The organism is Halobacillus sp. ABR2_026, from assembly GCF_056158545.1.
Window position 1 is genome coordinate 1888434 of the sequence record NZ_JBSWTM010000001.1, and the last position, 25904, is coordinate 1914337.

The window sequence follows — 25904 nt, forward strand, 5'->3', positions numbered from 1 at the left end:
TCTGTTACAGTCAACTCCCACGGTGATGGAAAATTTGTTTTTTTCGTTGAGTTTCATTTTCTTGACATGAACGGTTGAAACCGTATTGAAGCGGACGGACAGGCTGATAAAACGACTATTGTATTCTATGGAACGTTTTACTATACTGTTATGGGAGACAACACGAAGGAGGAAGACGAAGTCATGACATTGGGGATCGTTTGGGTCATCATCATTGCCTTATTGACTCTTGTCGGTGGTGCAGCTCTAGGCTTCTTCATCGCGAGAAAGTACATGATGAATTATTTAAAAAAGAACCCGCCAATTAACGAACAAATGTTACGCACATTGATGATGCAGATGGGACAGAAACCGTCACAGAAGAAAATCAATCAGATGATGCGTTCAATGAACAATCAAATGAAATAATGAAAAAAAGCCTTCTTTCGTTATGAAAGGAGGCTTTATCTATGTAATTTTCAGGGGATGTTCACAACCTATCCGTCGTTTTCCGCGGAAGGCTCTGGTACAATAGGAGTCGACTATAAATGGTAAGGTGTGATGTTTGAATGGATGTGAATCTATTCCTTGCTTTTGGAGCAGGGTTTTTATCTTTTATATCTCCATGTGTATTTCCATTATATCCTGCTTTTTTGTCCTACATTACCGGGATGAGTGTTCAGGAGTTAAAAGAGGACAATGGAATGTTGAGAAAAGCGAGCTTGATCCATACGGTATTATTTTTATTAGGTTTCACGACCATCTTTTTGATTCTCGGGTTTTCCGGTTCTCTATTTGCCCAATTCTTTATACAGTATGAATCCATCATCCGCCGTCTAGGTTCCATTCTGATCATTTTCTTCGGATTCGTCATCATCGGGGTTTTCAATTTTGATTTCCTTATGAAAGACAGGAAGATATCCTTCAAGAATAGACCATCCGGCTACATAGGAACCTTTCTCATTGGGCTGACATTTTCATTGGGCTGGACGCCTTGTACAGGACCGATCCTTGCATCTGTGCTTTCGTTGGCTGCTGATTCACCCGAGCTTTTTATGGTGATGATGTTGTTCTATTCTTTAGGGTTTTCCATTCCTTTTCTGACCTTGTCCTTCTTTATAGGTAAATTGAGCTGGTTCAGAAACCACAGTGGACGTATCGTGAAGATCGGCGGCTATGTTATGATACTGGTCGGGATCGCTCTTTATTTCAATTGGATGACGATGCTTACATCCTATCTTGCGGGCCTCTTTAATTTCCAAGGGTTTTGAGGCGTGGATTTTCCAATGAATTTATATTAAGATGATACTAGAGAAAAGCAAAGGAGCCGTTTGAATGAGACAGACCAACGATATTATCCTAAGAACAACGACAACACTCATAGCCTTTATCCTGCTTGGATTTTCGGTTTATTTGTTTTTTGCGGGACACAATGCTCCAGGGGGAGGATTCATTGGTGGTTTGATGACTGCTGCAGCTATCATACTCATGTATATGGCATATGGCATCAAAGCGATGGAGAAAATTCTACCGATCAACTTCCGCTATATGATCCCTGTAGGGCTGCTCGTAGCAGCGGCAACTGGTATTGGTGGAATGGTCTTTGATGCACCGTTCCTTACTCAAGCGTTCGCTTACTTCCAGCTTCCTGTCCTTGGAAAGACAGAGCTTGCAACAGCTTTACTGTTTGATCTGGGCGTTTACCTTGCTGTCGTAGGGGTAACGATGACAATCATTTTGACAATTGCTAATGACAGAGGAGAACAGGAAAGCGCATCCTGATCCTACCTTAGAAGGAAACATATGATCAGGCGGAAAGAATTCCGTTTTCCTGTGTTCCAAATTTTCATGATGAGTCATCCCAGGCTGAACATGAAAGTCAGAGTAGAAAGAGTGAATAGGTATGTTTTGGTTAATTGCAAGTACGATTGTAGCTGCTGGAATGGCGACGGCGATGATTTTCGTGCGTCTGAGGGCAGCGAAAAAACCAGCCAGTGTAAAAAAGATTATTCTGCCTCCGATTATGATGAGTACAGGAGCGCTTATGTTCGTATTACCCGTGTTTCGAGTCGAATGGACGCAGGTGATGGAAGCAGTCCTCATTGGTGTGATATTTTCAATTTTTCTCATCCGCACTTCCAAATTCGAGGTGAAAGAGGGAGACATTTATTTAAAGCCATCGAGGGCTTTTATCCTGATCCTTTTCGGTCTTTTGATATTGAGGGTGGTCTTCAAACTGATCATCGGACAGCATGTTTCATTCGGTGAAACGAGCGGCATGTTCTTCCTGCTCGCTTTCGGTATGATTATGACTTGGAGAATCGCTATGTTAAGGCAGTACTTAAAACTGGAAAAGAAATTGGAATTGAAAAAGGACCTAGCATAAGCCTGGTCCTTTTTAGCGTTCAATCAATGGGTCGTAGGGGGTAATGTCTATTTTCTTCTCTTCCAGCTTTTTCACCAGGAATTTATGATCTCTCTTTGGCGTCGCCCGTATGTAGCCTTCAATTAATATTTCCTGTGTGATTTTCTTTTTTTTCTTATCGAGGGCCAATTCTCCGATGCGTCCGGCAATTTTCTGCCTGGCTACATCCCGGAATAATTCAGGGACGGGAGAGATCAGTTCTTCGAGTAAATCTTTTTGTTCGGCCGACCACATGTGTTTCGTCTTGTCCACATAATATTCTTCCCAATCAATGATGGACTTTCCGTCTTCTTTCGGGAGGCGCTTCAGGAACTTGCGGAACATGAAGAACCCCCCGATGCTCATCAATCCGATCATGATGACAATCCACCCAACGATAAAGAGGGCAAATCCTCCTGACATACTATCACCTGTTTCATTATCTTATACTTTCCTACCTTCATTATAAAAGGTCGGGCATTCAAATACAAGCACATCAATTTGTAGATTTTTGTATAAAATTTATCGAATTCAGAAAAATTTGTGGTCATTTATTTTACTTATAAATCGTTTTCATTTACAATAAGGGTTGCAGATTTGTGAACTTGTTGTGATTACAAGGAACAAATGTACAAGAATTGGGGAATAGTGGCACCTATAAAACAGGGCCGCTGTTGAATATTGATGAGGGGGTAAAAGGAATATGGCTAGCAATGCTTTTAATGCTCGCAAACAATTTGAACTCAATGGCCAAACGTATAACTATTACGATTTGAAAGCCTTAGAAGATGCGGGACATGGTAAGATTTCCCGTCTACCTTTCTCCATCCGGATCCTACTGGAATCTCTATTACGTCAGCATGACGGTCGTGTCATCAGTGATGATCATGTCGAGAGTCTAGCAAACTGGGGAACAGAAAAATCTAAAGGGGAAGATGTTCCATTCAAACCTTCCCGTGTCATCCTGCAGGACTTCACAGGCGTACCTGCCGTGGTCGATCTTGCTTCACTAAGAAAGGCAATGGTGGATATGGGAGGAAGCCCTGACAAAATCAACCCTGAAGTTCCAGTTGATCTTGTTATTGACCACTCTGTACAGGTGGACAAGTACGGAACTCCTGATGCATTAAATGTGAACATGGAGCTTGAATTTGAACGAAATGAAGAACGTTATGAATTTCTGCACTGGGCTCAAAAAGCGTTCGATAATTATCGCGCCGTCCCACCAGCAACAGGAATTGTACACCAGGTAAACCTTGAATACATCGCGAATGTCGTTCATGCAAAAGAAAATGAGAACGGCTCTTATGATACTTACCCTGATACACTAGTCGGTACCGACTCACATACGACGATGATCAATGGTCTTGGTGTCCTCGGATGGGGCGTTGGTGGTATTGAAGCGGAAGCTGGAATGCTAGGGCAGCCATCTTACTTCCCAGCTCCAGAAGTTATTGGAGTGAAGCTGAATGGAAGCTTCCCGCAAGGAACGACAGCTACCGACCTGGCTCTGAAAGTCACTCAGAAATTACGTGAACAGAACGTTGTTGGTAAATTCGTCGAATTCTTCGGTCCAGGCCTCCAGGAGATGCCTCTTGCTGACCGTGCAACGATTTCCAACATGGCGCCTGAGTATGGTGCAACTTGTGGATTCTTCCCAGTAGATGGAGAGTCACTTGAATATCTTCGTCTCACAGGACGCAGCGAAGAGCAAATTGAGCTTGTCGAAGAATACTGCAAGAAGAACAACCTTTGGTACGATCCGTCCTTTGAAGATCCGGAATTCACTTCATTGGTTGAAATCGATCTCGGGGAATTGGAACCTAACTTGTCAGGACCAAAACGTCCTCAGGACTTGATTCCACTTTCTCAAATGAAGGAATCGTTTGAAAAAGCGATTACTGGTCCTGCAGGGAACCATGGTTTCGGTTTGGATGCATCTGAATTCGATAAAGAAGTAGAAGTTAAATTCAATACCGGCGATAAAGCAGTCATGAAAACGGGTGCTTTGGCAATTGCAGCGATCACTTCTTGTACGAACACGTCCAACCCCCATGTAATGCTGGGTGCAGGTCTCGTAGCTAAGAAAGCGATCGAAAAAGGCTTGCAAGTGCCTGAATATGTGAAGACATCGTTGGCACCGGGATCTAAGGTTGTTACTCGCTATCTTGAAGATTCAGGTTTGATGACTTATTTGAACGACTTAGGTTTCAATCTTGTCGGTTATGGATGTACGACATGTATCGGTAACTCCGGTCCGCTTCTTCCTGAAATCGAGAAGGCAATTGCTGATAGTGATTTGACAGCATCTTCTGTCTTGTCCGGTAACCGTAACTTCGAAGGACGTATCCACCCGCTTGTGAAAGCGAATTATCTGGCTTCTCCACCATTAGTTGTGGCTTATGCACTTGCCGGAACTGTGGATATCGATCTTAAGAATGACCCAGTCGGAAAAGATAAAGAAGGAAACCATGTATACTTCAATGACATCTGGCCTTCTCAGGAAGAAATTAAATCCGAAATCTCCCGAGTCGTTACACCGGAAATTTTCCGTAAAGAATATGAAAATGTATTCAATTCGAACGAAAAATGGAACGAAATCGAAACAACGGATGAACCATTGTATGATTGGAACGACAAATCCACATACATTCAGAACCCTCCGTTCTTCGAAGGTCTTTCCAGTGATCCGGAAGAGGTTAAGCCGCTTGAAGGCATGCGTGTAATCGGTAAATTCGGTGATTCCGTAACTACAGACCACATTTCTCCAGCAGGCGCGATTCCGAAAGATATGCCTGCAGGTGAATATTTGCAGGATAATGGAGTAAGCCCTCGCAACTTCAACTCTTACGGTTCCCGTCGTGGTAACCACGAAGTGATGATGCGTGGTACGTTTGCAAATATTCGTATTCGAAACCAGTTGGCTCCAGGTACAGAAGGTGGTTTCACTACGTATTGGCCGACTGAAGAAGTAATGCCGATTTATACAGCAGCTATGAAATATCAGAAGGATCAAACCCCTTTGATGGTCATTGCTGGTAATGACTACGGTATGGGAAGCTCACGTGACTGGGCTGCCAAGGGTACGGATCTACTTGGTATTAAGACTGTCATCGCTGAAAGCTTCGAACGGATCCACCGTTCAAATCTTGTGATGATGGGTGTTCTTCCGTTGCAATTCAAGCCGGAAGACAGCATCGAGTCCCTTGGTTTGACAGGGCGTGAAACGTTTGATGTAGAAGTCGGTGAGAACGTGAAGCCGAGAGACCATGTCAAAGTGACGGCGACAGATGAAGATGGCAACAAGAAAGAATTTGATGTCATCGCCCGCTTCGACAGTGAAGTGGAAGTGGATTACTACCGTCATGGTGGTATTCTGCAAATGGTTCTTCGTAACAAATTGAACTAAATGACTTTTAAAAGATCGCCCTTAAATGTGGGCGATCTTTTTATGCCTTTGCTACATTTAAGTGAGATATATAAAAGGAAAGGGAAAAATGGTAATTAAGCCTTTTAACAACATAAAATAGGCAGCATTTACACGTTCATATGATAAACGACCCTAAGGAAAATCTTTCATTCCCAGATAATTTTTATATCTGATCTCTATTCGAACTTAGTAGCAACTCCGAATACAGTAAAAAAAACTCATCAAGTTAAAATGAAACATTTTGCAAGGGGCTTTACAAGCATAATGGCTCTTATTTATCCTTATACATAGTACAGGGACGTTAACATGGATGGAGGATCTTAACATGAAACAGTGGATGGCCTCAATTTTTTTAGCCACCCTTTTTGGCATTGTCATTTATACATCCTTCACAGGAGAGGAAGAAGCTACAAAAGATCCTGCATCAAGTTCAGAGACAGGTATGATTGCTCCGAATGCTCCTGATGGTTTGAAAGTGGGAGAGAAGGCCCCTGATTTCACGTTGGAAACATTAAGCGGGGAACAAGTGAAGCTTTCTGATTTCCTGGGGAAAAAGGTCTTTCTCAATTACTGGGCCACCTGGTGTCCCCCATGCCGTGAGGAAATGCCCGAAATGCAGCAATTCCATGAAGAATTTGGAGATGAAGTGGTCATTTTAGCAGTAAACGGAACAGGGACAGAACAAAATTTAAAAGATGTTGAGCAGTACATAAGGGATGGAGGGTACACCTTTCCAGTACTTATGGACAAAGAGCTTGAAATCAACGAAACATATCAGATTCTATCCATTCCAACTACTTATTTCATTGGAACGGATGGAACCATTCAAACCCCCAGAGTTGTAGGTCCAATGACTTATGAAATGATGAAATCCAAGAAAAATGCGCTAAAATAGGAATACTTTCATCAAAACATGGAAATCCTACCTATAAAAGGAGAGATATCCATGAGAAAACATAAAAGCATATCTTTTGAAGACCGTGTGAAAGAAAACATCCGCTCTATTAAAGCCGATCAGAAACTGCTGGATCAGATCGATGAACGGATTGAAAAACGACATAAGGATCGTATGAAGCAGATTCCATCGTAAGTCATAAGGTTTTGCACATAACAGAAAGGGAAGGAGACGACTCCTTCTTTTTTTCTTTTCATAAATCGACTTCTACAAGGGAAACGTAAACAATGACTCCTACGGGTCGAATGAATTGTAGAAGGAGAGAACTTCCATGTCTCATAAACAACAGCATATGGCTAATCAGAAACCAAATCCGGATCATCGTGCCGATAACGTTGATCGTATTCAAGAGAAAGTGACAAACACGATAGAGAATATTGAAGCTTCGCATGACGCAATGGCCTTTGCATCGGAAGAAGAAAAAAGAAATATCGAGAAGAAAAACAAACGAAGGAATCAATCGTTGGAAGCTATGCGGGAAGAAATCAAAGATGAGGCACGTCATCAGCAGTATTGACGTACAGTACAACCGCTTCTCATGAGAGGAGCGGTTTTTTATCTCTTCCTTTTTCTATTCAGGCGTCTTCATCTACATCAAAACATGACTATGATAAAATGGAAGACGGTGAAAGAAAAGGAAGTGATGTAGATGTTAGCCGAATTAAAGCAATGGAACAGTTTAGACCAGCAGCCTCCTATTTCAGAAGTAGAGGCCTTAAGATATATGAATCAGACGGACGAAGTGCAGGATAAAGAGATAAAAGCTCTGCTATACGTCACGCTCGCCTATCACCGTATCAAAAGACACCCTGGTGACGACCCTCTGGCAGAACAATTCATAGATGAGGCGCGTGTTCTTTTTCCGTCACATCCACTTGTTACCGAGTTATATGAGTCGCAGCAATTGATGCAGGCATACACGCTGTTAAAAAACACTCCACTGGATCAATGGATTCTTCATGAAACAGATCACGATTCTGCGAAAGCAAAAAAAGCGAAGGCCATTTATTCTGATGTTTGTGAATTGAAAAAAGAATGGGATCATGACCTTGCTGAAAAGACAATCATTGATGCATCAAGCAGGTTGACGTTGTATCAGGATGTTTTCTCTGAATTGACTGATTTGGAAGAGATGCTGGAAGACGCCATCAATTCCATTGAAAACAGACGGATACGGATTCCTGTTAAAGAGATCAATGAAAGGACAAGACGTCTTTCCGATAATCAGGACGAAATACACAAGCGTTTGCCAGGCTTCTTGACAGATCAATCGTTTCATAATCCATTGGAAGCATTCGATCAAATGGTCGGCCTGCATGATGTGAAAACGTATATCCGCCGGTATTACCATTTCTTGAGGTATCAGCAGCAAAGAAAGAACTATGGCTTTTCAATGGTGGATGAACCGGGATTACATATGATTATTACTGGTAATCCAGGAACAGGCAAGACAACGATTGCGAGGTTATTGGCGAACATTTACCATGAACTCGGTATTCTGGATACGAAGGAAGTTGTGGAAGTGAACCGGTCGCACCTGGTAGGCTCGTATCTTGGACAAAGTGAAGAGAATACGATGAATTATGTGAAGCAGGCCATCGGAGGGGTATTGTTTATCGATGAAGCCTACAGCTTGAAGCGAGAGGGCCAGACAGGCAATGATTATGGTCAGGCTGTTATTGATACCCTTGTTTCTGCCATGACGAGTAAAGAATATGGCGGGAAATTTGCCGTTATCCTGGCTGGATATCCTGAAGAGATGAGACAGTTCCTATGGTCAAACCCCGGCCTCCGCAGCCGTTTTCCAGAACAGAATCATATTGAACTTCCTGATTACTACATGGAAGAGCTATTGACGATCGCTGAACAAACAGCTATTGATAACGACTTCTTTTTTACCGAGTCTGCACTGAATGAATTTTCCACCCTCATCGACCGCGAGCGTGTTGATGATTCCTTCGGTAACGCCCGGACGGTAAAAAATCTCGTCTTAAAAACTGTATTTCAAAAAGGGGCGAAAGAAGCAGAACAGGATAAACACCATTGGCTCGATCATATGCGGATAGCTGTAGAAGACCTGGCTTGGGACCGGGAAACAGACAAGGAGGAGCGGTCTCCTATGGATCGGCTGGAGGAGCTTATTGGTTTATCCAATGTTAAAGAAGAAGTGAAAAAGTTATCGTCATTTGTTCAGGCTCAGCAGAAACGAAAAGAAAAAGGGTTCCCTCTTGTTCCAATCCAGCTGCATTCGGTTTTCTCAGGTAATCCCGGTACAGGAAAAACTACGGTAGCTGAAATTTATGCCGATGTCTTGAAAGAATGTGGATTATTAAAACGCGGGCATACCGTCGTGGTGTCACGAAGTGATCTTGTTGCAGGCTATGTAGGCCAGACGGCTATCAAAACCAAGAGGAAAATTCGTGAAGCCCTGGGCGGAGTTCTGTTCATCGACGAAGCATACTCCCTCTATAATGGCGGCCGTGATGATTTTGGAAAAGAAGCCATTGAAACCCTCGTGGATGAAATGACGAAACACAATGAGAACCTTGTCGTTGTACTAGCTGGTTATCAACATGAGATGGAGCAGTTGGTAGAGAGTAACCCGGGACTATCTTCGAGGTTTAAGAAGTATTTTCATTTTCCGGATTATACGGAGGAAGAATTGATTGCGATGACCCATTATCAAGCAGGTATGTACGGGTACCATTTCAATGAATGGGCAGAGTCCTTTCTTTTAGAGAAATATACCGATCACAACGTTCGGGGAAATGGGCGCTTTATTAATAATCTAGTGAACGAAGCGATACAATTCCAGGCCATTCGAATTTTGGAAGACGAGTGGGAGGATATGAACGAACTGGAACTCGTTGATCTGGAAAAAGCGTGGCATACAGTACGAAGGGAGTCATCATGATGAAAGTGGTAGAAACACCGATTCAGGTGAGGTATCAGGAAACAGATATGATGGGGGTCGTTTATCATGCTAATTATCTCGTTTGGTTTGAAATCGGACGGACCGCATTTATAGAAGACCTCGGTTTTATGTATTCAGAAATTGAAAAACAAGGCGTAGTATCTCCAGTCATTGATGCCAAGGTGAGTTTCAAGAAACCTGTAAGGTACGGGGATGACGTTCAAGTCCGGACGTGGGTGGAGAATTATAATGGACTCCGTGTTTCCTACGGTTATGAAGTTGCCTTCGCAAATGGTGAATCAGCAGTTACTGGCGTTACGGAACACGTCATTGTAAAGAAAGACACCTTCAAACCTGTTTCCATCCGTAGAAGCTTTCCAGAATGGCATGAAGCGTATCTTGCTGCAATGGAGAAGGAAAGATAATGGCATTTGGTGTGAAGAAAGATGAATTAAAAAAATGGAAAGCGAGCGTCCAGCGGGGCGACATTGCCTTTCTGACCCATTTTTGGCTGGATGATCGATTTCCTGGGTGTGATACCGTTACTAAAGTCGGTTGTTCTGATCTTCAAAAATTAAAAAAATGGGGAGCCCAGTATGGTCTATCTCCAGAATGGATCCATCAGGACCCCCGATTTCCTCATTTTGATTTATTTGGTGATCGCCAATTGCGTATTTTACAGGAAGAAGGATATTGGGAACATATCGACCGCTTCCAACTGCATAAAAAATAAGACGCCTTCGCGGCGTCTTATTTTTTATATTCAAATGATGGCTCCTGCCATTTTGGATCTAAGGATACTTCAAGAGAATGATCATCAAAATACCATTCATCATCCGATTCAATAAAAAAGCGGATGTTTCCGGTTTTGGTTTCAGCGATTGGTTCAGCAGGTACTTCCAACTTAATGGCAAGAGAGAAACCAGGCTGAAGGCCTCCAACGCCACCGTACCGGACATAGAATCTTAAATCGGCGTTTTCTTTAATATCAAGTTCTTCTTCGTACCATTGTGCGGCTTCTTCCGTTACTTTCAAGTTCATTCGATCAACTCCTGTAAGGGGTGCGTCTGTTAGTCTGTTTCCTCTGAAGACGATCCATAAACCTATTTCTCATGATTAACATCTTCAGATTTATGCTTCGATTGCTTCACGGGCACAGGATCGAACCCTCCTGGATGAAAAGGGTGGCATTTGAGAATGCGTTTCACGGTCAGATAACTGCCCTTGAAAAAACCAAATCTTCGAAAGGCCTCCAATCCATAGGCAGAACAAGTGGGCTGGAACCGGCAGGATGGAGGGAAAAAAGGGCTGATGCCTTTTCGATAAAATTGGATCAGAGCAATCATGATGTGTTTCATGAGCCCATTACTCTGCTTCTTGCTTTTTATCGTAACTGAGGGTCGCGACGGCATCATGAAGGTGGATGGATTCTTCGTTTCGGCAATTGACGGTAAAAGATTCAACGAAGGAATATTCGTAAAGATCCGCAGCTACAAGACGAACGATGTCTTCAACAAACCGTGGGTTTTCGTAAGCCTGTTCGGTGACCATTTTTTCATCCGGGCGCTTTAACACAGGGTGGATGCGGGCACTGGCATTGCTTTCAGCCGCTTCTAACAATGCGGCTTTCCAATCGGTGTCCTGTTCATTGAAATCATCTGTCAATTTAACGCTCATCGTCACGTTTCCGCGTTGATTATGAGCGCTATATTCACTGATCTCCTTCGAACAAGGGCAAAGTGTCGTTATTTTTCCAGTAAGGGTGACGGTTACATCATGACCTGTGTCCTGATCGTATTCCACACGAATGGTCGCATCTGCATGATTCATACCCCGCAAACCAGAATACGGACCTTTTCTTTCAAAGAACCATGGAAAAGTAACTTCTACTTCGGCATCTGACTGCTTGAGTCGACCGGCAAGTTCTTCTGTGAACTGTTTTAGTGTCGCTATATCAATGGCAAATCCTTCGTTATGGTATTTGTCGAGTTGTTCGGTGAAGCGGCTCATATTTGTGCCTTTGCTTCCTTGAGCAATCGAGGATCCAAACGAAAAGGAACCAATGGTCGTCTGAATTTCTGGTGTCATGGAACTTGGGATGGTGATCGGGTGTTTAACACGCGATATGCCAACCATATCAATATTAAATAGGAAATCCTTTTTCGAATTTTGCAGATCCGCCATCTGGTCTTTTTCAGACGGCTTGGTGCGTGGTCCCGGCTCCACAGAACCGAATAATTTATGACGTTCTTTTTTTGATGGTAGCTGTTTGTTTTGGTTCAATTCAGTCTTATTCATAACAAAGACTCCTTTCAGGCCTTCTTTCTATGTCAAAGTATACAATATGTATTTCTGAATATACAATGGATTGCTTGAGGATTGTATTTATAGAGTACACCATAAAAGAAAGCCTATCCTATTTCGGATAGACTATCTCTGCAATCATTGCGACGGTAGAGTGTGTTTACATCCATGTGATCTTCGGCTCTGTCTTATTTGCAATCCTTTTTATGTTGGAGCGATGTCTATAAATAACGAAGAGGGTAAACAGCGAAATGATAATCGTCAGCCCAAAGTCCTTGACGACTACCGTTGCTATGATCCCGATAAGTCCACTTATCATAGAAGATAAGGAAACATATTTGCTGACATACAGGACGATGAAAAAGGATAGTAATAAAACGGCAAAAATGATCGGATTCACACCAAGGATGACTCCTCCTGACGTGGCGACAGCTTTTCCACCCTTAAAGCCTGCAAATATGGGGTACATATGTCCGACCACAGCGAAAATACCAACAATAAGAGGGATGACCTCCGCTCCCATGAAATAAGGAAGAGCTGCTGCAAGCGTCCCTTTCAATATATCAGCGGTGGTTACGATCAGCCCGGCTTTGATTCCCAATACCCTGAATGTGTTGGTCCCTCCGAGGTTTCCACTTCCGTGTTCACGTATGTCCGTATCATAACCAATTTTACCTACAATTAATCCTGAAGGAATAGACCCGAGGAGATAGGCAATGAGGATATAAATTACATATTCCAAATCGTTCAACTCCTTCTCTGCTTTCTACTATTTTATCATGCGTTTCATAGTTAAAGAACTGTATTTTCTTAAGGCAGCTCTTCTATTATATCAATTTAGTACCAGGTATCAAGGTATTTTCAGGAACAAATAGCTGGATATCATGGTATCAGAGCGGTCTGAAAGGGTATGAATAAAAAAGCAGAAATATTGCAATATGTTTTGAATTGTGGAAATGTGGAATAGATAGAAGGCTTTAATTTTTGATTAGGGGGAAAACGATGATCACGTTCAATGATGTAACGAAAACATATCCAGATGGGACAACAGCGTTGAAAAATATCAATCTGGTGGTACAAGAAGGAGAGCTTCTTGCTCTGATTGGACCAAGTGGCTGTGGAAAAACAACGACAATGAAGATGGTCAACCGATTGATCCAACCAACAGAAGGAACGATCACTATACATAATAAAGATATCAGAGAATATAACATTCATGAACTGCGCTGGAATATCGGATACGTCCTCCAGGAAATTGCTCTTTTCCCTCACATGACTGTAGAAGAGAACATTTCAGTTGTTCCAGAGATGAAGAAATGGAAGAAAAAAGATATGTCTGCCCGCATCGATGAGTTGATGAACATGGTCGGCTTGGATCCAGAAAAGCATCGCAAAAGGAAACCGGCAGAACTTTCCGGTGGTCAGCAGCAACGGGTGGGCGTCCTCAGAGCTCTTGCAGCTGATCCTGATATCATTTTGATGGACGAGCCATTCAGTGCACTTGACCCAATCAGCAGGGAACAGCTTCAGAAAGATATCCGTCAATTACAAAAAGAGATAAAAAAGACGATTGTCTTCGTCACGCATGATATGGATGAAGCCCTTGCGCTCGGGGATCGTGTCTGCCTTATGAAAGCAGGGGAAATCGTTCAGCTTGACACCCCGCAGAATTTGATTTTGAACCCTGCTGATGATTTCGTAAAAAACTTTATAGGAAGCAGAAAAACACCGTGGGAGACGGCTGTGGATGTGATTATGAACCACTCTGAAAAGCGGGTAATGACCGAAAAAGAGTACAAAGAAGGGCGTATGGTAATGGATGGACCATTCGCATTGAAAGATGAGGATGGAACATATCGCGGCATGATCGATGATGGAAAGCAGATCCAGGCCCCGCCTTTGGCCAATGACATGATTCTAAAAGAAGCAGTACAAGTTTTCGAAGAAGGTCATCCTTCCATTTTACCTGTTGTTAAAGGAGACCGGTTGATCGGTACGTTAACCTATCGGGACATCGTTCTCTATTTGAAAGATCAGTCACGTGAGAAAGAAGTGGAGGTGGCTGATCAATGAGTGAGTTTATCAATGTATTCAATCAGCGACAAGGTATTTTACTGGAAAAAATTTGGGAACACCTGCAAATCTCCATCATTGCCTTGGTCATCGCTACTTTGATTTCTGTTCCGCTCGGCCTCTGGCTGACAAGGAAGGAGAAAATCGCTGAACCGATCATAGGTGTAACAGCGGTCCTTCAGACGATACCAAGCCTGGCTGTCCTTGCCTTTCTCATCCCGTTCTTCGGAATCGGTCAGACGCCGGCCATTATCGCCCTTGCTTTATATGGTCTACTTCCGATCCTGAGGAACACCTATACTGGCATCAAAGAAGTTGATCCTGCTTTGAAGGAAGCAGCCACTGGAATGGGGATGAAGTCCTTCAGACGCCTAGCTAAAATCGAGCTGCCGATTGCGATGCCTGTTATCATGGCCGGCATCCGGACTTCTATGGTTTTGATTGTGGGTACAACTACTATTGCAGCCCTTATCGGTGCTGGAGGACTGGGAGATTTAATACTACTTGGACTTGACCGTGGTGGAGAGGCAAATTTGATTTTACTCGGAGCTATCCCTGCAGCTTTACTAGCCATCATCCTTGACCTTATTCTACGAATGTTCGAGAGGACATCAGCAAAATCTGGTTTCCGTTCACTCGTCAGTCTGTTAGTGATTGCAGCCTTGATTGCTGTTGGCCCTCTTGCATTCGGGGGAAAAGTGAAAAATGATCTGACCTTAGGCGCAAAACTGGGTTCTGAGCCTGCGATTCTTATCAATATGTATAAGATCCTTATTGAAGAGGAGACAGATTTAAGCGTCGGACTTGAAGCCAACTTAGGGAAAACAGATCTTGTATTCAGCGCTCTTGAGGAAGGCAGTATTGATATTTATCCGGAATTCACAGGGACGGCCATTGTTACTCATTTAGGAGAGGACGCAGAAAGCAATGAGCCTGGAGAAGTATATGAACAGGCCAGAGAAGGAATGTCTGAATCTTACGATATGGCCTTTTTACAACCGATGCAGTTCAATAATACCTACGCTGTGGCGACAACTCAGGAATTGGCCGAGCAATACGATTTAGAAACGATTGGAGATTTGAAGACAGTGGAAGATCAAATCACCGCTGGATTCACGCTCGAGTTCAATGACCGGCAGGATGGGTACCAGGGGATGAAGCAGGTGTATGGTCTTGATCTTGGTGAAGTCCGCACGATGGACCCTGGTTTGAGACAACCCGCCATTGAAAAAGGAGAAGTTGACATTATTGATGCCTACGCCACAGAAGGTTATATGGTCGACTTAAACCTGAAAGTACTGGATGACCCTGAAAACTTATTTCCTCCTTATCAGGGTGCACCATTAATGAGACAGGAAACTTTGGACGAATACCCTGAAATTGAAGAACCTCTTAATAAATTGGGAGGAAAGATTACAGGAGATAAAATGAGGGAAATGAATTACCAGGTGGATTATGAAGATCGCTCACCAGAAGAAGTGGCTCGAGAATATTTAATTGAAGAAGGACTAATCGAGGAATAGGAGGCTATCACATGCGTTTTCAAAACCCATCCAATGAAGAGATCCGAGATTTGCTTGCACAATCAAAAACGATTGCAGTCGTCGGTCTTTCAGATAAACCGCATCGTACCTCATACCAGGTAAGTAAAGCGATGCAGAAGGCTGGTTACAAAATCATTCCCGTCAATCCGCAAATAACCGAGTCGTTAGGCGAAAATGCGGTGTCAAGTCTGGAAGAAATTCAGGAACCTGTCGATATCATCAATGTTTTCAGGCGTTCAGAATTTTTGCCGGAAATTGCTGAAGCTTCCAAAAAAATTGATGCCAAAGCTTTTTGGGCTCAACAAGGGGTCTATTCAGAAGAGGCTTACCGAGTGCTGAAAGATGATGATAAGCTTGTCATCATGGACTCCTGCATCAAAGTCGCTCAGGCCATTTATCGTTAATTGAATCGGTTTTATTTTGAAAAAATCCCTGTCTTCCAGGGGTTTTTTCATGTTTTTTGGAAGAATTATGTTTGCGAAACCTTATAAAATCGCTACAATATAACAAGCGGCATTTTTGTTAGGATCAGTGTTAAAGGCATTCAACACCTTGGAGACTCGCCTTGTTAAAAAGATAATTGCTAAAATACAGGTGGAAGGGTTTAACAGATCGGTCGTTTAAGAAAGAATGTAATGTAAGCGAAAACAGAACGTGTGGGTCGATGATAAAGGAGACTTCATGATTTTTGTACATAAGCCAATCAATGGAGTGGAATAACATCCACACCATTGATTGACTTATGGCCGAAGTGCCTGACTGTCGATGATCGCACTTATCGTTTACATAATCGAACGTTTGTTCTATTATTGATGTAGCAACGTTGTTAGAGAAAGGAGCCGATGGTAAATTGTCGAGTCAAAATCAAACGTATTCAGATGATTCTATTCAAGTACTGGAGGGATTGGAGGCCGTACGGAAGCGACCGGGGATGTATATCGGATCCACGGATCACAGAGGCCTGCACCATCTCGTTCACGAGATTGTAGATAACGCAATCGATGAAGCGTTATCTGGATTCGGCGAAAAAATGACTGTCACGCTCCATAAAGATGGTAGTGTATCGGTACAGGACGAAGCCCGCGGGATGCCGACGGGTATGCATAAAACAGGAAAGCCTACGCCTGAAGTAATCTTGACGGTCCTTCACGCTGGAGGGAAGTTCGGACAAGGCGGTTATAAATCCTCAGGTGGCCTACACGGGGTCGGCGCCTCTGTCGTCAATGCTCTGTCTGAGTGGTTGGAGGTTCATATCTGCCGGGATGGAGAGAAGTTTTACCAAAGGTTTGAAAATGGAGGAATCCCTGTTACTTCCCTTGAGAACAAAGGGTCTACCCGTAAAACAGGAACCACCATCCGGTTCAAGCCGGATGCTTCTATATTTTCTATCACTAAGTTCAACTTTGAAACATTATCCGAACGGTTAAGAGAAGCTGCCTTTCTACTGAAAGGCTTCCGGATCATCTTGGTTGATGAGCGAAAAGAAACCATCAAAGAAGAATATCAGTATGATGATGGCCTCGTTTCTTTTGTGAATTATTTAAATGAGGAGAAAGACGCCCTGCATTCTGTCGTTTCCTTTGAAGGAACCCACAGTGGAATTGAAGCTGATTTCGCGTTTCAGTTCAATGACGGTTTTGCAGAGAACATTCTTTCTTTTGTTAACAATGTCCGAACGAAAGACGGGGGCACGCACGAATCTGGTGCGAAAACCGCCATTACAAGAGTATTCAATGATTATGCAAGAAGAGCGCAGCTTCTGAAGGATAAAGATAAAAACCTGGAAGGAAACGATATCAGAGAAGGATTTACAGCCGTGATTTCTGTGCGGATCCCTGAAGAACTCCTTCAGTTTGAAGGGCAGACGAAGAGTAAACTCGGTACATCTGAGGCGAGGTCTTCCGTCGACGGGATCGTTGCAGAACAATTATCCTATTTCCTTGAGGAGAACCCGGATGTCGCTTCTATGCTGATCAAAAAAGCGATCAAAGCGAAAGAAGCGAGGGAAGCTGCGAGAAAAGCAAGAGAAGACGCCCGCTCCGGCAAGAAAAAGAAGCGGAAAGATACGCTGTTAAGCGGGAAACTAACTCCGGCCCAATCCAAAAATGCTAAAAAGAATGAGTTGTATCTCGTCGAGGGTGATTCAGCAGGTGGTTCTGCCAAACAAGGACGGGACCGGAAATTCCAGGCTGTGCTGCCACTTCGGGGAAAAGTAATCAACACAGAAAAAGCCAAAATCGCAGACATTTTCAAAAACGAAGAAATATCGACAATCATTCATACGATCGGCGCAGGAGTCGGCGGTGACTTCACACTTGAAGACTGCAATTATGACAAAATTGTGATCATGACAGACGCAGATACAGACGGAGCTCATATTCAAGTCCTGTTACTTACCTTCTTTTACCGTTACATGCGACCGCTGGTGGAAGCAGGAAAAATATTTATCGCTCTTCCTCCTTTATATAAAGTATCCAAAGGAAAAGGGAAGAAGGAGAAAGTTGAATACGCATGGGATGAAGACGGAATGCAGAAGATTTTAAAAGAATTCAAGAACGGTTATTCGATCCAACGTTACAAAGGTTTGGGTGAAATGAATGCTGATCAGCTTTGGGAAACGACGATGAACCCTGAATCTCGTACATTGATCCGTGTAACGATTGACGATATCGCCCGTGCAGAGCGTCGGGTGACTACGTTGATGGGAGATAAAGTCGAACCTCGCCGAAAATGGATTGAATCCCACGTCGCTTTTGGTCTTGAAGATGAAGCGAACATTTTGGAAAACGATAAAATACAGACGTAAAAGGGGGACCTTCTGTTGGCAGAGGCAGAGAAGTTTTTAGATTTACCATTAGAAGAAGTTCTCGGAGACCGCTTCGGGAGATACAGTAAATATATCATTCAAGAACGTGCCCTCCCTGATGCCAGGGACGGGCTTAAGCCTGTACAAAGACGAATCCTTTATGCAATGCATCAGGAAAAAAACACTCACGATAAAGCCTACAGGAAGTCAGCGAAAACCGTAGGTACTGTAATCGGGAACTATCACCCCCACGGGGATACTTCCGTTTATGATGCGATGGTGCGATTGAGTCAGACGTGGAAAGTGAGAAAGTCTCTCGTCGAAATGCACGGGAACAACGGAAGTGTCGATGGCGATCCTCCTGCAGCTATGCGTTACACGGAAGCCAGGCTTTCCGCTATTTCCTCTGAACTTCTTAGGGATATAGAAAAACAGACGGTCGAATTTATACCGAACTTTGATGATACAATCGATGAACCGACCGTACTGCCAGCGAAGTTCCCGAATCTCCTAGTCAATGGGTCTACGGGAATCTCGGCAGGATACGCGACAGAGATCCCCTCTCATAATCTAGGGGAAGTTATTGACGCCGTTATAATGAAAATTGACAAACCACAGGCTGGAGTACCGGAGCTTATGACCAAGTTGAAAGGTCCTGATTTTCCGACAGGAGGCATTATTCAGGGAGTCGACGGTATTCAAAAAGCTTATGAAACCGGGAAAGGAAAGATCGTACTGCGCGGCCGTGCCAAGATTGAAGAGCAGCGGGGCGGGCGTGAGCAGATCGTCATCGATGAGATTCCTTTTGAAGTAAACAAAGCCAGCATGGTTAAGCGGATGGATGAACTCAGGATCGATAAGAAAGTGGAAGGGATCGCGGAAGTGCGCGATGAGACCGACCGGACGGGACTGCGTGTCGTGATCGATCTTAAAAAGGATGCGAATAGTGAGGGTGTACTCAATTACCTTTATAAGCATACGGACCTCCAAATATCTTATAACTTCAATATGGTAGCAATCCATGAACGGACGCCAAGTCTTATGAGTCTTCCAATGATGCTAGATGCTTATATTAAGCACCAGAAAGAAGTTGTGACTCGGCAGTCCATATATGACTTGAACAAGGCAAAGTCACGGGCGCATATCGTGGAAGGTCTGATCAAGGCGATTTCCATTTTGGATGAGGTTATTGCGACGATTAGAGGTTCCAAAGATAAAGCGGACGCAAAGAAACAGCTGATGGTCGCCTACGATTTCACGGAAGAACAGGCAGAAGCAATTGTCACCCTTCAGTTGTATCGTTTAACAAATACAGATATTACAGCATTGCAGAAAGAAGCGGCTGAGCTTCAGAAGCAAATCGAATATTTAGAAAAACTTTTATCGAGCGAACATGAGATGATGAAGGTTATCAAGGCGGACCTTCGTTCCATGAAAAAACAATACAACGATGATCGCATGACCAAAATTGAAGAAAAAGTGGAAGAGTTGAAAGTGGATCTCGAGGTAACCGTTGCCAGTGAAGATGTGCTCGTATCGGTTACGAAAGATGGGTATATAAAACGGACAAGTCTCAGGTCATATGCTGCTTCGAATGGAGCAGATTTCGCTCTGAAAGATGGTGACCATCTGCTAGGACTATTTGAAATCAATACGACGGATACAATTCTGCTCTTTACGAATCTCGGGAAATATTTATTCCTGCCGGTTCACAAACTTCCGGATATCCGTTGGAAGGACCTCGGACAGTTCATTTCCAATATCGTACAGGTGGACAAGGGAGAATACATTGTGGAAGCCATCCCGGTTAGGGATTTCACTTCAAACGAATACCTGCTCTTTTTCACGAAGAACGGCATGGTGAAGAAGAGTGAGCTTCAGCTCTATCAAGCTCAGCGTCATTCGAAAGCGCTCGTCGCTATTAATTTAAAGAATGACGATGAAGTCGTCGATGTCCATAAAACGAACGGACAATCGGATTTATTTCTTGCTACGAAGAAGAACTACGGCCTTTGGTATCATGAAGATGAAGTAAATACGGTTGGTCAACGAGCAGCAGGTGTGAAAGCGATCAATTTAAAAGAAGATGATGTTGTTGTTTCCGGTCAAGTGTTCAACGCTTCAGATGAACCGTCCATTCTTCTTACGACTCACCGGGCGGCTGTGAAGCGGATGCGCTTGAAAGAGTTTGAACAAACGTCCCGGGCGAAACGTGGAGTGCTCATGTTAAGAGAGTTGAAAAAGGACCCTCATCAATTGATTGATGTTCACCTCGTGACCAGAGACGATCAAGTTGTGATTATGACCGAAAAGCAGGAGAACATCACCGTCAACCCGATGGACTTCAAGGTCAATGACCGTTACAGCAATGGTTCCTATGTTTTGGATACAGAAGAAACAGGCCAAGCGGAAGAAGCGTGGATCAAAACCGTATATCAAGTTCCATTTGAAACTCATACGGATCAAACATAAAGGCCAAGCCCTCTGGAAAACAGAGGGCTTTTTTCTGTTACGCTCCACTGTTTTTCCTATACATGGAAGTGCTCCATAAGACCGTTGTATTTTCAGAAAAATATGATAAAATGAATATATATTCAGCAGATGGGAGATGATGTATGAGCGAATTGAAGGAAAAGATTATCCAAACTTCCCTGGAACTGTTCGATCGACATGGATTCCATGGGGTTACCGTCAAACAGATCGTCCAGGCATCCAATACATCCAAAGGCGGCTTTTACCATCACTTTCAGTCGAAAGATGAACTCTTATTCGTCATTCACGATACGTTTATTACATATGTATTGAAAGAAGCACAGGCTGCCAATGTCACTCATTCCTCCCCAATTCCCAAAGTGCAGGCGATCATCCAGTCGTTCGTCCAAGTCTTCGACCTTTATAAACCACATATATCCGTCTTTTATCAGGAAAGTCTCTATTTGAAACCTGAGTATGAGGAAGAGATTAAAGGAAAACGTGATGAGTTTAAGCGTATGGTCTTCAATGTCATTGATGAGGGTCAGAAAACCGGACACTTCCGGAAAGAACTGCCGCTTGAGATTACAGGCATGGCTGTCTTAGGCATGGTTAATTGGATTTATAAATGGTACCGGCGGGATGGGACGTATACGATCGATCAAATCGCTGAGGTTTTCACAGATCTCGTTTTGCATTTCCTGCTTCCGGGCAGGAAGGAAGATTATATCCATCATATGTTGAAAGTTCCTTTTTTTTACGAAAGCGGGTAAACGCTTTCATATTTTTATTTTATCAACAGACCAACCAGTCGGTCTTTATTTTAAGGAGGAATCGTATGAATTTTGATTTAACGAAAGAACAGGAAATGACAAGGAAAATGGTGCGGGACTTTGCAGAGAACGTCATTGCTCCGCGTGCGGTGGACATTGATATACACAGTGATTTCCCTAAAGATATTTTCGATGAGATGGGCAAACTTGGCTTGCTGGGTATCCCTTTTCCAGAGGAGTACGGAGGTTCCGGGGGCGATACGATCACATATGCTCTTGCAGTGGAAGAAATCGGCCGAGTCTGTGGATCGACGGGGCTCAGTTATGCGGCTGCCGTATCTCTTGGTGCGAGTCCAATTTATTATTTTGGAACAGAAGAACAGAAACAGGAGTATTTGAAACCGCTTGCTAAAGGAGAAGGATTGGCATCTTTCGGTTTGACAGAGCCGAATGCCGGATCTGATGCGGGTGGGACGAAAACTCGTGCTGAATTAAAAGGGGACCATTATGTCATTAATGGGGAGAAGTGCTGGATCACTAATGCTGAATATGCGAGGTCCATCACAGTCACAGCTGTATCAGGAAAGCGCGAGGATGGCAAAAATATTATATCTGCTTTCATCATTCCAAAAGATACTCCTGGCATGACGATCACAAGCCCCTACGACAAAATGGGTGTTCGCGGTTCAAATACCTCTGAAATCATTTTGGAGGACGTGAAAGTACCAAAAGAGAATATACTTGGCGATCCTAAAAAAGGTTTCAAACAATTTCTTCACACGTTAGATGGGGGAAGGATTTCCATTGCAGCTCTTGCGGTAGGGATTGCTCAAGCATCGTTGGACAAAGCTTTAGCCTATGCAAAAGAACGGAAGCAGTTCGGACAGCCGATCACCAAGTTCCAGGCGATTCAATTTAAGTTGGCCGACATGGCGATGGAAGTAGAACTGGCGCGTAATATGGTGTTAAAAGCAGCCTGGCTGAAAGATGAAGGTCGCAATTTCACAAAAGAATCAGCTTATGCAAAATTGTTCGCCTCGGAAACTGCCTTCCGCTCCGCGAACCAGGCGATTCAAATACACGGAGGCTACGGGTACATGAGAGAATACGAAGTCGAACGTTATTTACGCGATGCGAAGCTTTTGGAAATTGGAGAAGGAACCTCTGAAATCCAGCGTTTAGTCATTGCCCGTCAATTAGGCTGCTAAAATACCCGAAGGAGGAGATGGAATGTCTCTATTAGAACAAACCGTTGGTGAACTATTGGAAAAGCAGGCCAAAGCCTATCCGGACCATGAAGCTTTCGTTTATCCAGAGCGAGGACTTAAAAAGACCTATGCAGAATTCAATGACATGACAGATGAAGTAGCCAAAGCTTTTATGGCACTTGGCTTAGAAAAAGGTGAACATGTAGCGATTTGGTCTGACAATAAGCCAGAGTGGCTGCAGTCACAATTCGCTTCCGGAAAAATGGGCGGTGTCCTTGTCACCGTTAATACCAATTACCGTGCTCAGGAACTTGAGTATTTGCTCAAACAGTCCGATGCCTCCACCTTGATCCTTGCTGAGGATTTCAAAGGCACGTCTTATATCGATATTTTAAAAGAAATATGCCCAGAGCTTGAAATGTCGGAAAAAGGCGATCTTCAAAGTGACCGTCTGCCTTTTTTGAAAAACATCGTCGTCTTGAGCGAAAAATCCCACAAAGGATGCTATTCATGGCAGGATATTTTGGATATGGCGATGACGGTGAGCGATGAGGAATTGAAGGAAAGAAAAGCCTCTCTTCATCATCGTGATGTCATAAACATGCAGTACACCTCAGGCACAACAGGTTTTCCAAAAGGTGTGATGCTCAGTCATTACAACATCGTGAATAACGGCAATCAGGTGGCGAACTGCATGAAACTGACAGAGGAAGACAGGCTCTGTATTCCTGTTCCGTTCTTCCATTGTTTCGGTTGCGTGCTGGGCACACTAGCCGCAGTATCCAAAGCGACGACTATGGTTGTTCTTGAGCAGTTCGACCCCAAAAAGGTGCTTCAAGCGGTTAAAGAGGAAAATTGTACAGCGCTTCATGGGGTTCCGACCATGTTTATTGCTGAATTGAATCATCCCGAATATGAAGAGTTAAAACCGACAACCCTCCGGACAGGAATAATGGCTGGCTCCACATGCCCGATGGAAGTGATGAAAAGCGTCATTGAGGATATGGGCGCTGAAGAGATCACTATCGCCTATGGACAGACGGAATCATCCCCCGTCATTACCCAGACTAAAGCAGATGATCCGATCAACTTGAGAGTAAGCAGTGTGGGACAGAAACATCCGAATGTGGAAGTGAAAATAATCGAACCTGCTACCGGTGAGGAAGTAGAACCTGGTATACCAGGAGAACTCTGTACACGAGGATATCTTGTTATGGAAGGGTACTACAAAAACGAAGAAGCGACTTCGACAGCGATCGATCCAGACGGGTGGCTTCACACCGGAGATATTGCGGTTATAGATGAAAGCGGATACATCGAAATTACGGGCAGGATCAAGGATATGATCATCCGCGGGGGTGAAAATGTCTATCCCCGGGAAATCGAGGAATTTTTGTACCAGCATCCTGACGTCCTCGATGTTCAGGTGGTTGGAGTTCCAGATGAGAAGTATGGAGAAGAGATCATGGCTTGGATTATCCCGAAAGACGGCAAATCATTAAATGAAAGCGATATCAGGGGTTTTAGCGAGGGTAAAATATCCAAGCATAAAATTCCACGGTATATCCGTTTTACCGAGGAATATCCGATGACAGCAAGTGGAAAGATTCAGAAGTTCAGGCTGCGTGAAGATGCACTAGAGATGATGAATTTGAAATCCTAAACCGAGGTGATTCATGATGTTTAAAAAAATTCTGATTGCAAACCGGGGTGAGATTGCCTCCCGGATTATTAATACCTGTCAAAAGCTGAACATCAAGACAGTAGCTGTCTATTCTGAAGCGGATCAGTACGCTCCATACGTAAAGAAAGCGGATGAAAGTCATTTGATCGGGAAACCACGAGTCAATGAATCTTATTTGAATATGGATAAGATTTTGCAGGTCGCTTTAGATACAGGAGCAGAAGCCATACATCCTGGCTATGGACTGCTTAGTGAAAATGCTGAATTCGCAAGGAGAACGGCAGAGGCAGGGATAACTTTCATAGGGCCTGATGCAGATGTGATAGCGAAAATGGGAGATAAAATTGCAGCAAGAGCGGAAATGAAGGAAGCGGGTGTTCCGATCATTCCTGGCACAGAAGATGCTGTAGCGAATACAGAAGAAGCAAAAACCATTGCCTCAACTTTTGGCTATCCTGTCATGCTGAAAGCAGCGGCAGGTGGTGGTGGAATTGGTATGCAGGCCGTCTATGACGATGCCGAGCTTGAAAAAGCGTTTGAAGGAAACTCCAAACGTGCCCAGGCTTTTTTTGGAGACGGGAAAATGTTCATTGAAAAATTGATTGAACATCCTCGTCATATTGAAATCCAAGTGCTTGCAGACAAACATGGAAATGCCGTTCATCTGTTTGAAAGGGAATGTTCGATACAAAGGCGTCATCAGAAAGTCGTTGAAGAAGCTCCGTCGCCAGTCCTTTCTGAAAAGACGAGAGAAAAGATGGGAGAAAGTGCGCTAAAAGCAGTGGCTTCACTCGGCTATTCCAATGCCGGTACGATCGAATTTCTTGTGGATGATCAAGAAAACTTCTATTTTCTTGAAATGAATACCCGACTACAGGTAGAACACCCGGTGACCGAACAGATTACAGGGGTCGATTTAGTAGAGCAACAGCTGAAAGTTGCCTACGGGGAAACTCTCGGGATCAAGCAGGAAGACTTGTTCATTCAGGGCCACGCCATAGAGGTGAGGGTTTATGCAGAAGATCCTAATACGTTCTATCCATCCCCTGGGAAGCTGACGAAAATGGTTCTTCCAGAAGGCGCGGGTGTCCGGCATGAATTAGCCGTGGAAGGTGATTCAGAAGTCACTCCTTTCTACGACCCGATGATCGCTAAACTTGTGATTCATGGGGATGATCGAGAGGATGCGATAGCAAAATTGACCAAAGCCCTTCACGAATATGAAATCGAAGGCATTAAATGCAATTTGACGATGCTCAAAAGAGTGATCACCCATGACAAATTCAAAGAAGGCGAAACGAAGACAACATTTGTAGAAAACTATTATCTACCAACATTGACGAACCACTAAGGAGGAA

General features: G+C 43.6%; 25 protein-coding genes. 20 read left to right on the plus strand and 5 right to left on the minus strand.

The genetic code is table 11. The features are described from left to right. The first annotated feature begins 183 nt into the window (after window positions 1-183). From ACXADE_RS09755 to ACXADE_RS09770, 4 genes are all read left to right on the plus strand, one after another. Window positions 184-408, plus strand: a complete 225-nt coding sequence (locus tag ACXADE_RS09755) for a YneF family protein (protein ID WP_035505139.1) — start codon at window positions 184-186, stop codon at window positions 406-408. 140 nt (window positions 409-548) lie between these two features. After that, complete coding sequence (locus ACXADE_RS09760) at window positions 549-1250, plus strand: cytochrome c biogenesis CcdA family protein (protein ID WP_474980284.1); 702 nt, start codon at window positions 549-551, stop codon at window positions 1248-1250. A gap of 64 nt (window positions 1251-1314) precedes the next feature. Further along, window positions 1315-1761 (plus strand): Na(+)/H(+) antiporter subunit B, encoded by a 447-nt coding sequence (locus ACXADE_RS09765; protein ID WP_474980285.1) that lies wholly within the window; start codon window positions 1315-1317, stop codon window positions 1759-1761. A 121-nt stretch (window positions 1762-1882) separates the two neighbouring features. Beyond that, entirely contained in the window at window positions 1883-2365 is a 483-nt protein-coding gene (locus tag ACXADE_RS09770; protein ID WP_474980286.1) for a CcdC family protein, read from the plus strand. A 12-nt stretch (window positions 2366-2377) separates the two neighbouring features. Here the strand turns inward: ACXADE_RS09770 and ACXADE_RS09775 are convergent, their stop codons facing one another. Beyond that, complete coding sequence (locus ACXADE_RS09775) at window positions 2378-2806, minus strand: DUF2621 family protein (RefSeq protein ID WP_474980287.1); 429 nt, start codon at window positions 2804-2806, stop codon at window positions 2378-2380. 280 nt (window positions 2807-3086) lie between these two features. Between ACXADE_RS09775 and acnA the strand changes: the two genes are divergently transcribed. The 7 genes from acnA (at window position 3087) to ACXADE_RS09810 (ending at window position 10415) form a co-directional block, all read left to right on the plus strand. Continuing rightward, window positions 3087-5792, plus strand: a complete 2706-nt coding sequence (gene acnA / locus ACXADE_RS09780; RefSeq protein ID WP_474980288.1) for an aconitate hydratase AcnA — start codon at window positions 3087-3089, stop codon at window positions 5790-5792. Window positions 5793-6138: 346 nt separating this feature from the next. Beyond that, window positions 6139-6708: a TlpA family protein disulfide reductase gene (locus ACXADE_RS09785; protein ID WP_474980289.1), complete on the plus strand. Its 570-nt coding sequence runs from the start codon at window positions 6139-6141 to the stop codon at window positions 6706-6708. 51 nt (window positions 6709-6759) lie between these two features. Then, a complete protein-coding gene (locus ACXADE_RS09790) occupies window positions 6760-6903 on the plus strand; it encodes an FbpB family small basic protein (RefSeq protein ID WP_474980290.1) in 144 nt (47 codons plus the stop codon). 136 nt (window positions 6904-7039) lie between these two features. Next, window positions 7040-7285 carry a small acid-soluble spore protein Tlp gene (gene tlp / locus ACXADE_RS09795; protein ID WP_474980291.1) on the plus strand — a complete coding sequence of 82 codons (246 nt, stop codon included), beginning with the start codon at window positions 7040-7042 and terminating at the stop codon, window positions 7283-7285. A gap of 132 nt (window positions 7286-7417) precedes the next feature. After that, complete coding sequence (locus ACXADE_RS09800; protein ID WP_474980292.1) at window positions 7418-9682, plus strand: AAA family ATPase; 2265 nt, start codon at window positions 7418-7420, stop codon at window positions 9680-9682. Then, window positions 9682-10107, plus strand: coding sequence for an acyl-CoA thioesterase (locus tag ACXADE_RS09805; RefSeq protein ID WP_474980293.1), 426 nt, complete (start codon window positions 9682-9684; stop codon window positions 10105-10107). Before ACXADE_RS09800 ends, ACXADE_RS09805 begins: the two co-directional genes overlap by 1 nt. Then, a complete protein-coding gene (locus ACXADE_RS09810) occupies window positions 10107-10415 on the plus strand; it encodes a hypothetical protein (protein ID WP_474980294.1) in 309 nt (102 codons plus the stop codon). Before ACXADE_RS09805 ends, ACXADE_RS09810 begins: the two co-directional genes overlap by 1 nt. A gap of 17 nt (window positions 10416-10432) precedes the next feature. On the opposite strand, the gene ACXADE_RS09815 is transcribed toward ACXADE_RS09810, so the two are convergent. The 4 genes from ACXADE_RS09815 to plsY all read right to left on the minus strand — a co-directional run bounded on the left by ACXADE_RS09815 (window position 10433) and on the right by plsY (window position 12728). Further along, window positions 10433-10723: a HesB/YadR/YfhF family protein gene (locus ACXADE_RS09815; RefSeq protein WP_474980295.1), complete on the minus strand. Its 291-nt coding sequence runs from the start codon at window positions 10721-10723 to the stop codon at window positions 10433-10435. A 62-nt stretch (window positions 10724-10785) separates the two neighbouring features. Next, a complete protein-coding gene (gene yidD, locus ACXADE_RS09820) occupies window positions 10786-11040 on the minus strand; it encodes a membrane protein insertion efficiency factor YidD (protein WP_474980296.1) in 255 nt (84 codons plus the stop codon). A 7-nt stretch (window positions 11041-11047) separates the two neighbouring features. After that, window positions 11048-11980 (minus strand): GTP cyclohydrolase FolE2, encoded by a 933-nt coding sequence (gene folE2, locus ACXADE_RS09825; protein ID WP_474980297.1) that lies wholly within the window; start codon window positions 11978-11980, stop codon window positions 11048-11050. Between the two features lie 166 nt (window positions 11981-12146). Next, a complete protein-coding gene (gene plsY, locus ACXADE_RS09830; protein WP_474980298.1) occupies window positions 12147-12728 on the minus strand; it encodes a glycerol-3-phosphate 1-O-acyltransferase PlsY in 582 nt (193 codons plus the stop codon). A 260-nt stretch (window positions 12729-12988) separates the two neighbouring features. Between plsY and ACXADE_RS09835 the strand changes: the two genes are divergently transcribed. From ACXADE_RS09835 to ACXADE_RS09875, 9 genes are all read left to right on the plus strand, one after another. Continuing rightward, the gene (locus ACXADE_RS09835) at window positions 12989-14059 is read left to right on the plus strand and encodes an ABC transporter ATP-binding protein (protein ID WP_474980299.1); all 1071 of its coding nucleotides are present in this window, start codon (window positions 12989-12991) and stop codon (window positions 14057-14059) included. Beyond that, on the plus strand, window positions 14056-15582 hold the full coding sequence (locus ACXADE_RS09840) for an ABC transporter permease/substrate-binding protein (RefSeq protein ID WP_474980300.1): 1527 nt from the start codon (window positions 14056-14058) through the stop codon (window positions 15580-15582). The genes ACXADE_RS09835 and ACXADE_RS09840 overlap by 4 nt, the downstream gene beginning before the upstream one ends. A gap of 11 nt (window positions 15583-15593) precedes the next feature. Beyond that, window positions 15594-16007 (plus strand): CoA-binding protein, encoded by a 414-nt coding sequence (locus tag ACXADE_RS09845; protein WP_474980301.1) that lies wholly within the window; start codon window positions 15594-15596, stop codon window positions 16005-16007. A 446-nt stretch (window positions 16008-16453) separates the two neighbouring features. Continuing rightward, on the plus strand, window positions 16454-18409 hold the full coding sequence (gene parE / locus ACXADE_RS09850) for a DNA topoisomerase IV subunit B (protein WP_474980302.1): 1956 nt from the start codon (window positions 16454-16456) through the stop codon (window positions 18407-18409). Between the two features lie 15 nt (window positions 18410-18424). Next, complete coding sequence (gene parC / locus ACXADE_RS09855; protein ID WP_474980303.1) at window positions 18425-20881, plus strand: DNA topoisomerase IV subunit A; 2457 nt, start codon at window positions 18425-18427, stop codon at window positions 20879-20881. Window positions 20882-21024: 143 nt separating this feature from the next. Continuing rightward, on the plus strand, window positions 21025-21654 hold the full coding sequence (locus ACXADE_RS09860) for a TetR/AcrR family transcriptional regulator (RefSeq protein WP_474980304.1): 630 nt from the start codon (window positions 21025-21027) through the stop codon (window positions 21652-21654). 65 nt (window positions 21655-21719) lie between these two features. Then, a complete protein-coding gene (locus tag ACXADE_RS09865) occupies window positions 21720-22862 on the plus strand; it encodes an acyl-CoA dehydrogenase (protein ID WP_474980305.1) in 1143 nt (380 codons plus the stop codon). A gap of 22 nt (window positions 22863-22884) precedes the next feature. Continuing rightward, complete coding sequence (locus ACXADE_RS09870; RefSeq protein WP_474980306.1) at window positions 22885-24525, plus strand: AMP-binding protein; 1641 nt, start codon at window positions 22885-22887, stop codon at window positions 24523-24525. A 16-nt stretch (window positions 24526-24541) separates the two neighbouring features. Then, window positions 24542-25897, plus strand: a complete 1356-nt coding sequence (locus tag ACXADE_RS09875; RefSeq protein WP_474980307.1) for an acetyl-CoA carboxylase biotin carboxylase subunit — start codon at window positions 24542-24544, stop codon at window positions 25895-25897. The last annotated feature ends 7 nt before the right edge of the window (window positions 25898-25904 follow it).

Excerpts from the sequence above, each read along its gene's own strand:
- ACXADE_RS09755 (WP_035505139.1), top strand. The coding sequence starts at position 184 with ATGACATTGGGGATCGTTTGGGTCATCATCATTGCCTTATTGACTCTT.
- ACXADE_RS09760 (WP_474980284.1), top strand. The coding sequence starts at position 549 with ATGGATGTGAATCTATTCCTTGCTTTTGGAGCAGGGTTTTTATCTTTT.
- ACXADE_RS09765 (WP_474980285.1), top strand. The coding sequence starts at position 1,315 with ATGAGACAGACCAACGATATTATCCTAAGAACAACGACAACACTCATA.
- ACXADE_RS09770 (WP_474980286.1), top strand. The coding sequence starts at position 1,883 with ATGTTTTGGTTAATTGCAAGTACGATTGTAGCTGCTGGAATGGCGACG.
- ACXADE_RS09775 (WP_474980287.1), bottom strand. The coding sequence starts at position 2,806 with ATGTCAGGAGGATTTGCCCTCTTTATCGTTGGGTGGATTGTCATCATG.
- acnA (WP_474980288.1), top strand. The coding sequence starts at position 3,087 with ATGGCTAGCAATGCTTTTAATGCTCGCAAACAATTTGAACTCAATGGC.
- ACXADE_RS09785 (WP_474980289.1), top strand. The coding sequence starts at position 6,139 with ATGAAACAGTGGATGGCCTCAATTTTTTTAGCCACCCTTTTTGGCATT.
- ACXADE_RS09790 (WP_474980290.1), top strand. The coding sequence starts at position 6,760 with ATGAGAAAACATAAAAGCATATCTTTTGAAGACCGTGTGAAAGAAAAC.
- tlp (WP_474980291.1), top strand. The coding sequence starts at position 7,040 with ATGTCTCATAAACAACAGCATATGGCTAATCAGAAACCAAATCCGGAT.
- ACXADE_RS09800 (WP_474980292.1), top strand. The coding sequence starts at position 7,418 with ATGTTAGCCGAATTAAAGCAATGGAACAGTTTAGACCAGCAGCCTCCT.
- ACXADE_RS09805 (WP_474980293.1), top strand. The coding sequence starts at position 9,682 with ATGAAAGTGGTAGAAACACCGATTCAGGTGAGGTATCAGGAAACAGAT.
- ACXADE_RS09810 (WP_474980294.1), top strand. The coding sequence starts at position 10,107 with ATGGCATTTGGTGTGAAGAAAGATGAATTAAAAAAATGGAAAGCGAGC.
- ACXADE_RS09815 (WP_474980295.1), bottom strand. The coding sequence starts at position 10,723 with ATGAACTTGAAAGTAACGGAAGAAGCCGCACAATGGTACGAAGAAGAA.
- yidD (WP_474980296.1), bottom strand. The coding sequence starts at position 11,040 with ATGAAACACATCATGATTGCTCTGATCCAATTTTATCGAAAAGGCATC.
- folE2 (WP_474980297.1), bottom strand. The coding sequence starts at position 11,980 with ATGAATAAGACTGAATTGAACCAAAACAAACAGCTACCATCAAAAAAA.
- ACXADE_RS09835 (WP_474980299.1), top strand. The coding sequence starts at position 12,989 with ATGATCACGTTCAATGATGTAACGAAAACATATCCAGATGGGACAACA.
- ACXADE_RS09840 (WP_474980300.1), top strand. The coding sequence starts at position 14,056 with ATGAGTGAGTTTATCAATGTATTCAATCAGCGACAAGGTATTTTACTG.
- ACXADE_RS09845 (WP_474980301.1), top strand. The coding sequence starts at position 15,594 with ATGCGTTTTCAAAACCCATCCAATGAAGAGATCCGAGATTTGCTTGCA.
- ACXADE_RS09860 (WP_474980304.1), top strand. The coding sequence starts at position 21,025 with ATGAGCGAATTGAAGGAAAAGATTATCCAAACTTCCCTGGAACTGTTC.
- ACXADE_RS09865 (WP_474980305.1), top strand. The coding sequence starts at position 21,720 with ATGAATTTTGATTTAACGAAAGAACAGGAAATGACAAGGAAAATGGTG.
- ACXADE_RS09870 (WP_474980306.1), top strand. The coding sequence starts at position 22,885 with ATGTCTCTATTAGAACAAACCGTTGGTGAACTATTGGAAAAGCAGGCC.
- ACXADE_RS09875 (WP_474980307.1), top strand. The coding sequence starts at position 24,542 with ATGTTTAAAAAAATTCTGATTGCAAACCGGGGTGAGATTGCCTCCCGG.